Here is a 13,817-nt window from a genome sequence, read left to right as displayed (position 1 = left end):
CGGACGGGGCCGTACGGCCGGGGGTGAGGGGTCAGTCCCGGCCGTCCCGGGGGCCGTTGCCGTCGGCGTCGCCGGGCTCGGTGCCGCCGTCGCCGGGCTCGGCGGAGCCGTCCTCGCGGAGGGTGTCCGGCAGGGGCTCCTGCACGGTGGGCTCCACCGCGACGGCGCCTGCGGGGCCGGTGGCCGTGTCGGCCTTCACCGGCGCGTCCTCGGCGTCCGCGGGTTTGGCCGAGACGCGGCCGCGGCGGGAGTTGCGGCGCTCCAACCAGATCGCGACCCGGCTCAGGGAGAGGTTGATGGCGATGTAGATGACCGCGCAGATGATCGCCGCGGGGATCACGTTGCCCTCGCGCGTCGCGAGCAGGGTGAAGCTGCGCAGCATCTCGGGGAAGGCGACGATGTAGCCCAGCGCGGAGTCCTTGAGCAGGACCACCAGCTGCGCCACGATGGCGGGCATCATCGCGGTGATCGCCTGCGGGATCAGGATCAGCCACATGTTCTGGCTCCTGGTCATCCCGATGGCCTGCGCCGCCTCGGACTGGCCCTTGGGCACGGCGAGGATGCCCGCGCGGAAGACCTCCGCCAGCACGGAGCCGTTGTACAGGGTCAGACCCGTGACGACGGCGGCCAGGGCGGTCACCTGGAAGGTGCCGGTGGGGATGTCGAACAGCTGGTAGGCCACGATCGGCAGTGCCATCGTGAAGAAGATCAGGATCAGCAGCGGGATGCCGCGGAAGAACTCCACGACGGCTCCGGCGGGGACGCGGATCCACCAGTGCTCGGACAGGCGCCCGACGCCGAAGACCAGGCCGAAGACGATGGCCAGGACCGAGGCGGTCAGGGCGGCGGTCAGCGTGTTCTGCAGGCCCGGGAGGACGTAGTCGGTCCACGTGCCCGGCCGCAGGAACGGCTCCCACTTGGCCGCCGTCCACTCACCTGAGGGGTTGACCGCCCAGGTGGCCGGGTCGAGCAGGGACGGCCTCTCCCCCCGGAAGTAGTCGTTGAACCCCAGGTACAGGACCGCCAGGCCGACCACGGACAGGACCAGCGTGATGACGGTGTAGACGGTGTTGCGCGCGCGGGCCCGGGGGCCGGGCGTGTCGAAGAGGACGGAGCTCTGGGTACTCACCGGACCACCGCCACACGCTTGGAGAGCCACCCGAAGAAGTAGCCCGTCGGCAGGGTCAGGATCAGGAAGCCGATCGCGAAGCCGACGAAGGTCGGCAGGACCGGTGCGACTCCCTGGTCGAACATGAGCTTCATCTCCCGGGACGCCTCCTGGACGCCCAGTCCCGCGACGGAGGCGACGGTCGTGTTCTTGGTCAGCGCGATGAGCACACTGCCCAGCGGGCCGACGACGGCGCGCAGCGCCTGCGGGATGACGATCAGCCGCAGGTTCTGGGTGAAGGTCAGGCCCAGCGAGCGGGCCGCCTCGACCTGGCCGAGGGGGATCGTGTTGATGCCCGAGCGCAGCGACTCGGAGACGAAGCAGGCGGTGTAGGCGGACAGGCCGATCACCGCCCACCAGAAGACGTCCCACGCGACGGTGCCGGACAGGCTCAGGCCGAGCGCGCTGTTCAGGCCGAGCCCGCAGAACAGCAGGACGAGGGTCAGGGGCGTGTTCCGGATGCCTTCGACGTAGGCGGTGGCCAGGCCGCGCAGCAGCGGGACGGGGGAGACCCGCATGGCGGTGAGCAGGACGCCCAGGACGAAGGAGAAGAGGGCACTGAGGAGGGTGAGCCGGACGGTCCATGAGAAACCGTCGACAACCCTGTCGATATTGCTGAGAAAGGCTTCCATGGGTCCCAGCTGGTCAAGGGCCGAGCGGCGGGGCCGGACGGATCCGGCCCCGCCGCGGGGCGTGCGGTCGGATGAGGGGCCTTACTGGCAGGCGTCGACCTCGGGAGTGGTCTCCTCGTAGTCGAAGTCGGTCTCGCCGAAGGCCTTCTCCAGGGCCTCGATGGCGGCGCCCTCCTCCCACATCTTGGTGATGGCCGCGTTGACCTCCTCGCAGCGCTCGGTGGAGCCGGCGGGCAGGCCGACGCCGTAGCGCTCCTCGCCGAAGGGGTCGTTGACCATCCGGTAGGTGCCGGGGTTCTGCGCGGCGAAGCCCGCGAGGATGGTGTTGTCGGTGGTCACCGCGTCGACGGCGCCGTTGCCGAGCAGCGACAGGCACTCGGAGTAGTTGCCGGCCTCGCGCAGCTCGGCGTCGATCCCCATGTCGTCGACGATGTTGTGGGCCGACCGGGAGCCGGAGGCCGAGCACAGCACCTTGCCCTCGAGGTCGTCCGGGCCCTGGATGTCCTCGTTGTCGGCGTTGACCAGGATGTCCTGCTGGGCCACGTAGTACGGGCCGGCGAAGTCGACGACCTCGCGGCGCTCGTCGGTGATCGAGTAGGTGGCGACCACCATGTCGACGGTGCCCTGCTGGAGGAAGGACTCGCGGTTGGCGGAGGCGGCCTCGGCCCACTCGATCTGCTCGGGGGAGTAGCCCAGCTCGCCGGCGATGTAGGTGGCCACGTCCACGTCGAAGCCGACGGGGGCGTCGCCTTCGTACAGGCCCAGGCCGGGCTGGTCGTACTTGACGCCGATGGTGATGGTCTCACCGCCGCCTTCGCCGCCGCTCTCGTCACCGCCACCGCCACCGCCGCCGACGTCGGCGGTGCCGCAGGCGCTGAGGGCGAAGGCCAGGGCCGCGGTGCCGCCCAGGATGCTGCTGATGCGACGAACTCGCATGTTGGGGTACCTCTTCCTTGGTTCGTGCGAAGAACGCGGGGAAACCTAGTGGGTCAGGATCTTGGAGAGGAAGTCCTGGGCCCGCTCGGACCGGGGGTTGGTGAAGAACTCGTCCGGGGTGTTCTCCTCGACGATCTGCCCGTCGGCCATGAAGACGACCCGGTTGGCGGCGCGGCGCGCGAAGCCCATCTCGTGGGTGACCACGACCATCGTCATGCCCTCGCCGGCCAGGTCGGTCATGACGTCGAGGACCTCCTGGACCATCTCCGGGTCCAGGGCGGAGGTGGGCTCGTCGAAGAGGAGCACCTTGGGGTTCATCGCCAGGGCGCGGGCGATGGCCACGCGCTGCTGCTGGCCGCCGGAGAGCTGTGCCGGGTACTTGTCCGCCTGGTTGCCGATCTGTACGCGGTCCAGCAGCTCCATGCCGCGCTTGTCGGCCTCCGCCCTGCCCATGCGCAGGACCTTGGTGGGACCGAGGGTCACGTTCTGCAGCACGGTCTTGTGCGCGAACAGGTTGAACGACTGGAAGACCATGCCCACGTCGCTGCGGAGCTTGGCCAGGCCGCGTCCCTCGGCGGGCAGCGGCTGCCCGTCCAGGGTGATCGTCCCGGAGTCGATGGGCTCCAGGCGGTTGATCGTGCGGCACAGAGTCGACTTGCCGGAGCCGGACGGCCCGATGACGACTACCACCTCGCCGGAGTTAACCGTCAGATCGATGTCGCGGAGCACGTGCAGGTCGCCGAAGTGCTTGTTGACGTTCTCCAGCACGACGAGAGGAGTTGAGGTCATGTTGGGAACCTAACGGGTCCATATTGCCGTGTCATCACAAAAGCGCCGCCCGACTGCGGAGTAGCAGACTTGTTACGGCGTGATCGGCGAAACTGTTACCCGTTTAGACGATTAGGTGCGTGTTTGTCGCTCCCTGTCGTGATTCCGTGCTTCAGCGTCTCACACGGGCCTTCTCCGGGCGCGCGCGGCCTCCCCGTGTCCGGCGGCCCGCCCGTGTCGCCCCATGCCGGCACGTGCGGACCGGCAGGTGCCGGGCCCGCGGCGGCCCCGCGCACCGGTGCGCCGGCGGGCCCCGTGCGGTCCGCGGTACGGGATAGCCTGGAGCCGTGAGCCAGAGTCGTACCTACCAAGTGCGGACCTACGGCTGCCAGATGAACGTCCACGACTCCGAGCGCCTCTCCGGTCTGCTGGAGGACGCTGGGTACGCGCGCGCAGCCGAGGACACCACCGCAGACATCGTCGTCTTCAACACCTGTGCGGTCCGGGAGAACGCCGACAACCGCCTGTACGGCAACCTCGGGCACCTGCGCCCGGTCAAGGACGCCAACCCGGGCATGCAGATCGCCGTCGGGGGGTGCCTGGCGCAGAAGGACCGCGGTGAGATCGTGCGCCGCGCGCCCTGGGTCGACGTCGTGTTCGGCACCCACAACATCGGCTCCCTGCCCACCCTGCTGGAGCGCGCCCGCGTCCAGAGGGAGGCGCAGGTGGAGATCGCCGAGTCGCTGGAGCACTTCCCCTCCACACTGCCCAGCCGCCGCGAGTCCGCCTACGCGGCGTGGGTGTCGGTCTCCGTCGGCTGCAACAACACCTGCACCTTCTGCATCGTGCCCGCGCTGCGGGGCAAGGAGCAGGACCGCCGCCCCGGCGACGTGCTCGCCGAGGTGCGCGCGCTGGTCGACGAGGGCGTCAGCGAGGTCACCCTGCTCGGCCAGAACGTCAACGCCTACGGCAGCGGCTTCGGCGACCGGCAGGCCTTCTCCAAGCTGCTGCGCGCCTGCGGCGGTATCGAGGGGTTGGAGCGGGTCCGCTTCACCTCCCCGCACCCGCGCGACTTCACCGACGACGTCATCGAGGCCATGGCCGAGACCCCCAACGTCATGCCGCAGCTGCACATGCCGCTGCAGTCGGGGTCCAGCAAGGTCCTCAAGGACATGCGGCGCTCCTACCGCCAGGAGCGCTTCCTGAACATCGTGGAGAAGGTGCGCGCCGCCATGCCGCACGCCGCGATCACCACCGACATCATCGTGGGCTTCCCCGGCGAGACCGAGGAGGACTTCCAGGAGACGCTGCACGTGGTCCGCGAGGCCCGCTTCGCCATGGCGTTCACCTTCCAGTACTCCAAGCGTCCCGGGACCCCGGCCGCCACGATGGACGGCCAGGTGCCGCCGGAGGTGGTCAAGGACCGGTACCAGCGGTTGGTCGAGCTGCAGGACCGGATCTCCTGGGAGGAGAACCAGAAACTGGTCGGCCGCGAGGTCGAGCTGCTGGTCTCCGAGGGCGAGGGCAAGAAGGACGGCGAGCACCGCCGCCTGTCCGGCAGGGCCCCCGACAACCGCCTGGTGCACTTCGCGGTCGGCGACGGCGAGGAGCCGCGCCCCGGCGACACGGTGACCGTGGAGGTCACCTACGCCGCCCCGCACCACCTCGTGGCCGACTCCGGGGTCCGGAGCCTGCGCCGCACCCGTGCGGGTGAGGCCTGGGCGGCCCGCAACGGCCGACCGGTGGAGCAGAGGAGGCCGGACGTGCTGCTGGGCATGCCCCGGGTCGGCGTCCCGGCCGAGCAGCCCGCCGCCGCGGGCGGCTGCTGCGAGGCCTGACCGCCGCATGGACGCGGGCGGCCCCCGGCGCGCACGCGCCGGGGGCCGCCGTCGTCACCGGGCGAACGGGTTCACCGGAGCCGTACGGGCAGGCTGTCCATCCGCAGCGCGCCCGGGGAGGACATGCGCCGGGGCTCCCGGCCGGGAACCAGTGACAGGCCTGGGTGGGCGGCCAGCAGGGAACCGACGGCCACCTCACCCTCCTGGCGGGCCAGGGCCGCGCCCAGACAGTAGTGGATGCCGTGGCCGAAGCCCACGTGCGCCTCACCCGGCTTCCCCCGGTGGCGGGTGATGTCGAACCGGTGCGGGTCCGGGTGGACCCGCGGGTCGCGGTTGGCGCCCGCGATGACCGCGATCGCCCGCTGCCCCGCGGCCAGGCGGCCGCACCTGAGCTGGACGTCCTCGGCCGCGTACCGGGCCTTGCTGACCACGGCGGTGCCCCCGTGGCGGAGCATCTCGTGGACGGCCGAGGGCAGCAGCCCGGGGTCGGACCTGAGCGCCTCCAGCTGGTCGGGGTGGGCGAGCAGGGTCGCCACACCGTTGCCCAGCAGGTGCGCCGTGGTCTCGTGTCCGGCGATGACCAGAGTGAACACCAGGGTGATCAGCTCGTTCTCGCTGAGGCGGCCACCGTCCTCGTCCCGGGCCCGGACCAGCGCGCCGAGCAGGTCGTCGGTCGGCTCGGCGCGGCGTTGGGCGAGCATGCCCCTGATGTGGTCGATCATCGCGCCGAGCGTGTCGTTCATCAGTTCGGCGCGGGTGGGGTCGAACCTGTTCAGCTGCGTGCTCCACTCCCGCCAGGCGGCGCGGTCCTCCTCCGGGACCCCCACCAGGTCGCAGATGACCGCGATCGGCAGGGGGTAGGAGAAGTGCGGCATGAGGTCCACGACCCCGTCCCCGTCGGCGAGGGCGGGCAGCCGGGACAGCAGCTCGTCGGTGACGCGCTGGACCTTGGGCCGCAGCTCGTTGACCCGGCGCACGGTGAAGGTGCGCGAGACCAGCTTGCGCAGCCGGGTGTGGTCGTCGCCGTCCTTGTCCAGGAGCGACTCGGTCAGGTAGGTGACCAGGTCCGGGCTGATGCCCATCGCGTTCAGGGCGTCGGAGCGCCTGGCGCTGACCTGTCCCTGGGACACGTTGGCGGGATCCAGGACGAACCGCCGGTCGCCGAGGATGGTGCGCACGTCCTCGTCGTCGACGAAGAGGACCGCCTCCATGGTGTCCACGAACAGGGCCGGGGCCGCTCCGCCCGCCTCACGGACCCGGTCGATCACCGGGAAGGGGTCGGCGGCGAACTCGGGTGAGCGCAGATCGATGGGGTCGTCGGACGGGGACGTGGCTGTCATGGGTCCTCCTGGTCTAGGTGGTGCGTGCGGTCTGCTTCTGCCGTTCGATCTCGTCGCGGATCCGCTCCGCGAGGCGGGAGAACACCTCCACGACCCGGGGATGGGCCCTGTGCGCGCTCTCCGGGAGGACGTCCTCCTCCATGAGCAGCCGGATGCTCTGGGCGATGAGGTCGGCGCGGGTGGTGTGGTCCGGCACGTGGAAGCGGGCCTCGCCCAGCAGCGGGGCGGCGACCATGTGGCCGAGGACGACCGCGGTGAAGGCGTAGACCTGGTCGTCGAAGGGCCGGTCGGTGCGCAGCACGCCGTGTTCGCGTAGCAGCCCCCATGCGGTCCGCAGGGCCTCCATACGCTCCTGGACGAGGCCGCCGGCCACGGCCGAGGCGCTGCGTGAGAGGTCGCCGAGGGACTCGGTGTCGCCGGCGAACAGGGTCCGCAGGAGCGGTGACTCCAGCTGGAGCAGGTAGAGGTTGCGTGCGATCTCGCTGGGCCGGATGTTCTCGGGCGAGCGGCGCATGGCGTCCAGCTGCCGCGAGATCATGTCGAGCTGCGCGCGCATGACGACCGTCATGAGCAGCGTGTCCTTGGTGGAGAAGTGCAGGTAGACGGTGCCCTTGCCGACCTTCGCCCGACGGGCGACGTCCTCGATGGTGACCTTGCGGTGCCCCCAGGCCACGACCAGTGCCTCCGCCGCGTCCAGGATGCGGTCGGCGCGCAGTTCGCGTTCGGTGACGGACGTGTCGGTGGACGGGGCCACGGTGTACTCCTGTGAGTCGAGAGTGGGCGCGGTACGGCTGACCACGCGTGTTGTCGCGATGACCATATCCCCACACCTCCACCCTCTGACTCCGTGACCAGATATGAAATCTGGTCATACAGTCAAGGTAGGCGACCGGACACCCGGGGGCAAGGGACCTGCCGGGGGAGACGGGGAGCGGACACGAGAGGGGGCCGGGCCCCGCCGGGCCCGGCCCCCTCTCGTGCGTGGGAGGCGGCTACTCCGCGCCGCGCTGGGAGCTGGGCACCCAGGTGGACACGTCCACCAGCGCCTCTCCCGGCTCCTCCACGGCCCCCGCCAGCGCCCGCTCCACCTGGGTCAGGGAGCGCTCCACGAGGTCGGAGGCGTCGTAGGGCAGCCAGCGCACCCGCGGGTCGCGACGGAACCACGACTCCTGGCGGCGCGCGAAACGGCGGGTGGCCTGGGCGGTGGCCTCCCTGGCCTCCTCCGCCGACAGCTCTCCGTCCAGCTGGGCGAGTGCCTGCGCGTACCCGAGCGCGCGCGAAGCGGTCCGGCCCTCGCGCAGTCCCTGCTTGTCCAGCCGGCGGACCTCCTCCAGGAGGCCCCGCTCCCACATGCGGTCCACACGGGTGCCGATGCGCTCGTCCAGTTCGGGGCGGGGAGCGGACAGGCCGATCTGCGTGCACGGGTAGAAGGAGGTGTGGTCCGGCAGGTTCGCGGTGAACGGCTCGCCGGTCAGCTCGATGACCTCCAGGGCGCGTACGATCCGCCGTCCGTTGCCGGGCAGGATGGCGCGGGCCGCCGCGGGGTCGGCCTCGGCCAGGCGGGCGTGCAGCACACCCGGACCGACGTCGCCCAACTCGGCCTCCAGGCGGGCGCGGACCTCCGGGTCGGTGCCGGGGAACTCCAGGTGGTCCAGGACCGACCGCACGTACAGGCCCGAACCGCCGACCAGGATGGGGATGACGTCGCGGTCGGTGCACTCCTCGACGCGGTCGCGGGCCATGGCCTGGTAGCTGGCCACGTCCGCGGGTTCGCCGACCTCCCAGACGTCGAGCAGGTGGTGGGGGACTCCGCGTCTTTCGTCCTCGGTGAGCTTGGCGGTACCGATGTCCATGCCGCGGTAGAGCTGCATGGAGTCGGCGTTGATCACCTCGCCCCGGCGTCCGACGCGCTCCTCCAGCCGCAGGGCCATCTCGACGGCCAGGTCCGACTTGCCCACAGCGGTCGGGCCGACGACCGCGATCACCTTGATCATCCCCCCAGCGTATTCGGCCCGGGGCCTGCCCCGACCCGTCCGGCGGAGGCGCCGGCGGCGCGAAGGCGCGAAGTGGGGCGGGGTTGGCGGTCGCACCTAGGATGGTCGTCATGCGATTCGCCAAGGGCCACGGAACAGAGAACGACTTCGTGATACTCCCCGACCCGGAGGGGGAGCTCGACCTCACGGAGGAGACCGTCCGCCTGCTGTGCGACCGTCGCGCCGGGATCGGGGGCGACGGCGTCCTGCGCGTGGTGCGCACGCGCGCCTTCGGCGAGACCCTCGCCCCGGCCGCGCGTACGGCCGAGCGCCCCGAGTGGTTCATGGACTACCGCAACGCCGACGGGAGCATCGCCGAGATGTGCGGCAACGGGGTGCGGGTCTTCGCCCGCTACCTGCTGCACGCGGGGCTGGTCCGGGGCGACCGCTTCGAGGTGGGCACCCGCGACGGGGCCAAGGAGGCACAGGTCGGGGACGACGGCGACATCACCGTGGACATGGGCTTCGTGGAGGTGCAGGGGACCTCCTCCGCCAAGCTCGCCCGGCAGGTCGTGCACGGCACCCAGATCTCCGTGGGCAACCCCCACCTGGCCTGCGAGGTGTCCGGACCCGTCGCCGAGGTGGACCTGACCGAGCTTCCGGTGCTGGACGGCGAGGCCTTCCCCGACGGCGCCAACGTCGAGGTCTACAGGAGGGTCGCCCCGGGCGTGCTGGAGATGCGCGTGTACGAGCGCGGCTCCGGCGAGACCCGCTCCTGCGGTACCGGGATCGTCGCGGCCGCCGCTGCCGCCACGCCGGCCGGCCAGAGCGCGACCTGGCGTGTGCGGGTTCTCGGGGGCGAGTGCACCGTGCTCCTGGCCCCGGACGGCGCGCGGCTGCGCGGCCCCGCCGTCATCGTGGCCGAGGGCGAGACCTCGCTGGCCTGAGCCCCGGCCCCGAGCCCCGTCGGCCCCGGCTCAGGCACGGCCCGACAGCCGCTCCGCGGGCAGGCCGCGCAGGGAGGCGTCCAGTACCTGGGCGGTGTGCGTCACGGCGATCGGAGAACCCGCGCGCCTCATGGCGGCGGCGATCTGCAGGGAGCATCCGGGATTGCCCGAGACCAGCACGTCCGCGCCGGTGGAGGCCACGTCCCGGCCCTTGCGGTCGCCCAGCTCCACGGCGGCCCCGGGTCTGAGGAGGTTGTACACCCCGGCCGAGCCGCAGCAGACCTCCTTGTCGGGCAGGTCGGACACGCGCAGCCCGGGAATGCCCGCGAGCAGGGCGCGGGGCTGCCGGATGACGCCCTGTCCGTGGGAGAGGTGGCACGCGTCGTGGTAGGCCGCGTGCAGGGGGAGGGGGTGGCGCTCGGCCCGCGGGCCCAGGTCCACCAGGAACTCGGTGAGGTCCACGACCCGCTCGGCCAGGGCCCGGCCCCGGCGCACCCAGGCCTCGTCGGCGCCCGCCTCGGCCAGGGTGCGGTCGAGGTGCTTCATGCTGGAGCCGCACCCCGCCGAGTTGACCACGATCCGGTCCACGCGCTCGCGCTCGAACACCTCGATCAGGCGCCGGGCGAAGCCGGCGGACTCCTCCAGCCGCCCGGCGTGTCCGGACAGGGCGCCGCAGCAGCCCTGGGAGCGGGGGACGACCACGTCGCAGCCCTCCAGGGCCAGTACGCGCGCGGTCGCGGTGTTGACCTCGGGGAAGAACGCCCCCTGCACACAGCCCACCAGCATGCCCACCCGGGCCCGCGCCCGCCCGACGGCGGGCACCCGTTCCGGCAGCGCGGGCGGGGGAGAGGACAGCGATGGTGCGACGCGGTCCATCGCGGCCAGGGACGGGGAGATCCGGTCCAGCAGTCCCGACCGCCGTACCAGGGAGGACACGCCGCTGGCCTGGTAGGCGCGCAGGGGGCCGCGCAGCAGCCGCAGCCTGTTCCGGTGGGGGAAGAGCGCGAAGACCGCGCCCCGCAGCGCCCGCTCGCTCCGGGGCCGGTCGTACTCGGTCTCCACCCGGTGCCGGGTGTGCTCGATGAGGGCGTCGTAGGCCACCCCCGAGGGGCACGCGGACACGCACGCCAGACAGCCCAGGCAGTTGTCGAAGTGCCCGACGGCGGCCTCGGTGAGCACGTCCTCGGTGTGCGTCTGCTCCATCAGGTGGATGCGCCCGCGCGGTGAGTCCATCTCCTGGCCCCACAGCACGTGCGTGGGGCAGGTGGGCAGGCAGAACCCGCAGTGGACGCAGTCGTCGAGGAGTTCGCCGAACAGTCGCTCGCGCTCGTCCGGAGCCTCGTCCGCGGCCCCCGCGGTCTCGTTCGCGGCGTCGGCCGGTAGGTCGGTCACGGGCCCTCCCTGGTACTCGTGGTCTTCAGATGCCGCCCGCGAAACGCCCGGGGGCCAGTCGGTGGCCGGGGTCGAAGGAGTCCTTGACCGCCCGCATCAGCGGCAGGCCGGGAACCTCGCCCCACAGGTCCACCCCGGCGGTGTGGACGTCCGGTTCGGCGCGCAGCAGGGCCATCGACCAGCCGGGGACGGAGCGCACGCCGTCGGCCACCGCTCCCACGGCCCCGGCACCGGCACCCGGGGGGAAGGACGCGTACAGCGCGCCTGCGGGGAGGGAACCGGTGACGTGCGCGGGCGCCCCCGCCGCGCCGGAGAGCCCGCCCACCCGTGCGGCGGCCCGGACGCTCTCGGCGGGCGGCACCGACACCAGCGCGAGCGTGCCCTCGGAGGGCAGGACGCCCCAGCCCCCGGGCAGGGAGTCGGCCACCTCCGGCTCCCCGCCCAGGGCGCGTGAGGTCTCGGCCGCCCGCGCCTCGACGCCGTCCGGGGTTCCCTCCAGGACCACCCGCAGGCATGCCGGCCCCTCCGGAGGCCGGTCCAGTTCCACCGCCGAGGGCACCACCGTGCTCCGCCGCAGCGCCTCCAGCGCCCGTTCGGCGTGCTCGTGGGAGGGCAGCGCGCGGCTCACCACGCGCAGGGCCGGCGGGAGCGGGTGCAGGCGGAAGGCCACCGAGGCGATCACGCCCAGGGTGCCCAGCCCGCCGGTGTGCAGCTTGGCCAGGTCGTACCCGGCCACGTTCTTGACCACCCGGCCGCCGCTGCGCGCCACCACCCCGTCGGCGCGCACCACCGTCATGCCGATGACCAGGTCGCGCAGCGCCCCGCCGAGCAGGCGGCGCGGACCGCTCACACCCGTGGCGACCATCCCGCCCACGGTGCCGCCCGTGCGCACCGGGTCCGCGGACAGCCGCTGTCCGGCGGCGGCCAGCACCCCGTACAGCTCGTCCACGGGGGTGCCCGCGCCGGCCTCCACCACCAGATCGCCCGCGATGTGCTCGATCCAGGACAGGCCGGCGGTTTCCACGAGCAGGTCCAGGCGGCGGGGGAGGCCGCCCCAGTCCAGGGCGGTGCCGTTGCCGCGCGCGACGACGGCCAGCTCCTCCCGAGCGGCGGCCGCCATGACCCGCCCCAGCGCCTCGGTGCCGTCGGGGCGCGCCACACGTGCGGGGACCAGGCCGCCCACCGCGTCGGCGCCGGTCCCCTCCCTCAGGGCGCCGCTCCCGGCGCCCGGTTCCCCGACGAGTGTCACGCGCGTCCCCCTGCTCTCGTGTCCTGGTGTCCCGCCCGGCGTGCCCCGGTGCTCAGAACTGCTCGGCCCTTCCCGACTCCACCAGCGGGTGCGGCCCCCGGCGCACGCCGGGCTGCTCACCGCACAGGCGCGGGGTGGGCAGCAGCTTGTCCGGGTTGGCGATCCCGTCCGGGTCCAGGGCCCGGCGGAACAGGTCGAAGGTGGCCAGATCGTCGGGGCCGTACATGCGCGGCATCTTGCACGCCTTGTCCACGCCCACGCCGTGCTCGCCGGTGATGGACCCGCCGTGTTCGATGCACAGGTCCAGGATGGCGCCGGAGACCTCCTCGGCCCGTTCCCCCGCGCCGGGCTCGGCGTCGTCGAACAGCACGAGCGGGTGCAGGTTGCCGTCCCCGGCGTGGAAGACGTTGGCGACGCGGATGCCGCTCGCGGCCGACAGTTCGGTGATGCGGCGCAGCACCTCGGGCAGGGCGGTGCGCGGGACGACGCCATCCTGGACGATGTAGGCGGGGCTGATCCGGCCGACGGCGGCGAAGGCCGACTTGCGGCCCTTCCAGATCCGGGCGCGCTCGTCGGCTCCGCTGGCGGTGCGGGTCTCGAAGGCGCCCGCCTCCGCGCACAGCCGGGTGACCTCGGCGAGCTGGGCGTCGACCTCGGCGGCGGGCCCGTCCAGCTCCACCACCAGCACGGCGGCGGCGCCCGCGGGGTAGTCGCAGGCCACGGCCCTCTCGGCGGCCTCGATGGCCAGCGCGTCCATCATCTCGACGGCCGAGGGCAGCACCCCGGCGGAGATGATCGAGCCGACCGCCTGCCCGCCGGCGTCCGTCGAGGTGAACGCGAAGAGCAGGGTGACGGTCCGCTCCGGGGACCGGGTGAGGCCGACGGTGACACGGGTGGCCACGCCCAGGGTGCCCTCGGAGCCGACGAAGGCGCCGATGAGGTCGTAGCCGTGCGCGCCGGGGCTCTTGCCCCCCAGGCTCACCTGTTCGCCGGAGGGGGTGACGATGTCCAGTCCGCGCACGTGGTTGACGGTGAACCCGTACTTGAGGCAGTGGGCGCCGCCGGAGTTCTCGGCGACGTTGCCGCCCACGGAGCACACCTGCTGGCTGGAGGGGTCGGGGGCGTAGTAGTAGCCGTACGGCGCGGCGGCGCGGGTGACGTCGAGGTTGGCCACACCGGGTTCGACGACGGCGCACTCGTTCTCGACGTCGATCTCCAGGACGCGGCGCATGCGCGAGGTGACGAGCAGGACGCCCTCGGCGTGGGGGAGCGCTCCCGCGGACAGGCCGGTGCCCGCTCCGCGCGGGACGAAGGGCACGCCGTTCTCGGCGCACAGGCGCACGACGGCGGCGACCTGGTCGGCCGTGGTGGGCAGGACGACGGCGCCGGGGACGGTGCGGTGGTGGGTGAGGCCGTCGCTCTCGTAGGTGCGGCGCCGGGCGGTGTCGGTGAGGACCCCGTCCTCGCCGCAGATCCGGCGCAGCCGCGGGACGAGCGAGGCCACGTCGGCCTGGGCCCTCGTCGGGGTCGCGGTCTCGGACATGGAGGCCTCCCGGTTCCACCGGCGCCGACAC

At 72.6% G+C, this 13,817-nt stretch carries 12 protein-coding genes; 2 read left to right on the top strand and 10 right to left on the bottom strand.

The features are described 5' to 3' along the window. Positions 1–31: 31 nt before the first annotated feature. The 4 genes from A6A08_RS11490 to A6A08_RS11475 form a co-directional block, all read right to left on the bottom strand. The gene (locus tag A6A08_RS11490) at positions 32–1,129 is read right to left on the bottom strand and encodes an amino acid ABC transporter permease (protein WP_073702543.1); all 1,098 of its coding nucleotides are present in this window, start codon (positions 1,127–1,129) and stop codon (positions 32–34) included. Next, complete coding sequence (locus A6A08_RS11485) at positions 1,126–1,800, bottom strand: amino acid ABC transporter permease (RefSeq protein WP_073702542.1); 675 nt, start codon at positions 1,798–1,800, stop codon at positions 1,126–1,128. Before A6A08_RS11485 ends, A6A08_RS11490 begins: the two co-directional genes overlap by 4 nt. Before the next feature lie 81 nt (positions 1,801–1,881). Then, a complete protein-coding gene (locus tag A6A08_RS11480) occupies positions 1,882–2,736 on the bottom strand; it encodes a glutamate ABC transporter substrate-binding protein (protein ID WP_073702541.1) in 855 nt (284 codons plus the stop codon). Between the two features lie 45 nt (positions 2,737–2,781). After that, positions 2,782–3,525, bottom strand: coding sequence for an amino acid ABC transporter ATP-binding protein (locus A6A08_RS11475; RefSeq protein ID WP_073702540.1), 744 nt, complete (start codon positions 3,523–3,525; stop codon positions 2,782–2,784). A gap of 350 nt (positions 3,526–3,875) precedes the next feature. On the opposite strand from A6A08_RS11475, the gene miaB reads away from it, so the two are divergent. Then, a complete protein-coding gene (gene miaB, locus A6A08_RS11470; protein WP_274534035.1) occupies positions 3,876–5,342 on the top strand; it encodes a tRNA (N6-isopentenyl adenosine(37)-C2)-methylthiotransferase MiaB in 1,467 nt (488 codons plus the stop codon). Between the two features lie 71 nt (positions 5,343–5,413). Here miaB and A6A08_RS11465 read toward each other — a convergent pair whose 3' ends face one another. From A6A08_RS11465 to miaA, 3 genes are all read right to left on the bottom strand, one after another. Then, the gene (locus A6A08_RS11465; RefSeq protein ID WP_073702538.1) at positions 5,414–6,682 is read right to left on the bottom strand and encodes a cytochrome P450; all 1,269 of its coding nucleotides are present in this window, start codon (positions 6,680–6,682) and stop codon (positions 5,414–5,416) included. A 13-nt stretch (positions 6,683–6,695) separates the two neighbouring features. Then, the gene (locus tag A6A08_RS11460; RefSeq protein WP_199866900.1) at positions 6,696–7,502 is read right to left on the bottom strand and encodes a TetR/AcrR family transcriptional regulator; all 807 of its coding nucleotides are present in this window, start codon (positions 7,500–7,502) and stop codon (positions 6,696–6,698) included. A gap of 172 nt (positions 7,503–7,674) precedes the next feature. Beyond that, a complete protein-coding gene (gene miaA, locus A6A08_RS11455) occupies positions 7,675–8,676 on the bottom strand; it encodes a tRNA (adenosine(37)-N6)-dimethylallyltransferase MiaA (protein WP_073702537.1) in 1,002 nt (333 codons plus the stop codon). Positions 8,677–8,777: 101 nt separating this feature from the next. Here miaA and dapF point away from each other — a divergent pair, with 101 nt between their 5' ends. Beyond that, positions 8,778–9,602, top strand: coding sequence for a diaminopimelate epimerase (dapF, locus tag A6A08_RS11450; RefSeq protein WP_073702536.1), 825 nt, complete (start codon positions 8,778–8,780; stop codon positions 9,600–9,602). A gap of 30 nt (positions 9,603–9,632) precedes the next feature. On the opposite strand, the gene A6A08_RS11445 is transcribed toward dapF, so the two are convergent. The 3 genes from A6A08_RS11445 to A6A08_RS11435 are packed head-to-tail and all read right to left on the bottom strand — an operon-like array spanning position 9,633 to position 13,786. Then, on the bottom strand, positions 9,633–10,994 hold the full coding sequence (locus A6A08_RS11445; protein ID WP_083609071.1) for a (Fe-S)-binding protein: 1,362 nt from the start codon (positions 10,992–10,994) through the stop codon (positions 9,633–9,635). Positions 10,995–11,019: 25 nt separating this feature from the next. Then, on the bottom strand, positions 11,020–12,243 hold the full coding sequence (locus A6A08_RS11440) for an FAD-binding oxidoreductase (protein ID WP_073702535.1): 1,224 nt from the start codon (positions 12,241–12,243) through the stop codon (positions 11,020–11,022). A gap of 52 nt (positions 12,244–12,295) precedes the next feature. Beyond that, the gene (locus tag A6A08_RS11435; RefSeq protein WP_073702534.1) at positions 12,296–13,786 is read right to left on the bottom strand and encodes an FAD-linked oxidase C-terminal domain-containing protein; all 1,491 of its coding nucleotides are present in this window, start codon (positions 13,784–13,786) and stop codon (positions 12,296–12,298) included. Between the last annotated feature and the right edge of the window lie 31 nt (positions 13,787–13,817).

The organism is Nocardiopsis sp. TSRI0078, from assembly GCF_001905145.1.
Taxonomy (GTDB): Bacteria; Actinomycetota; Actinomycetes; order Streptosporangiales; family Streptosporangiaceae; genus Nocardiopsis.
Note: the sequence above shows the minus strand (reverse complement) of the source record. Positions and strands in the feature narration are given on the sequence as shown.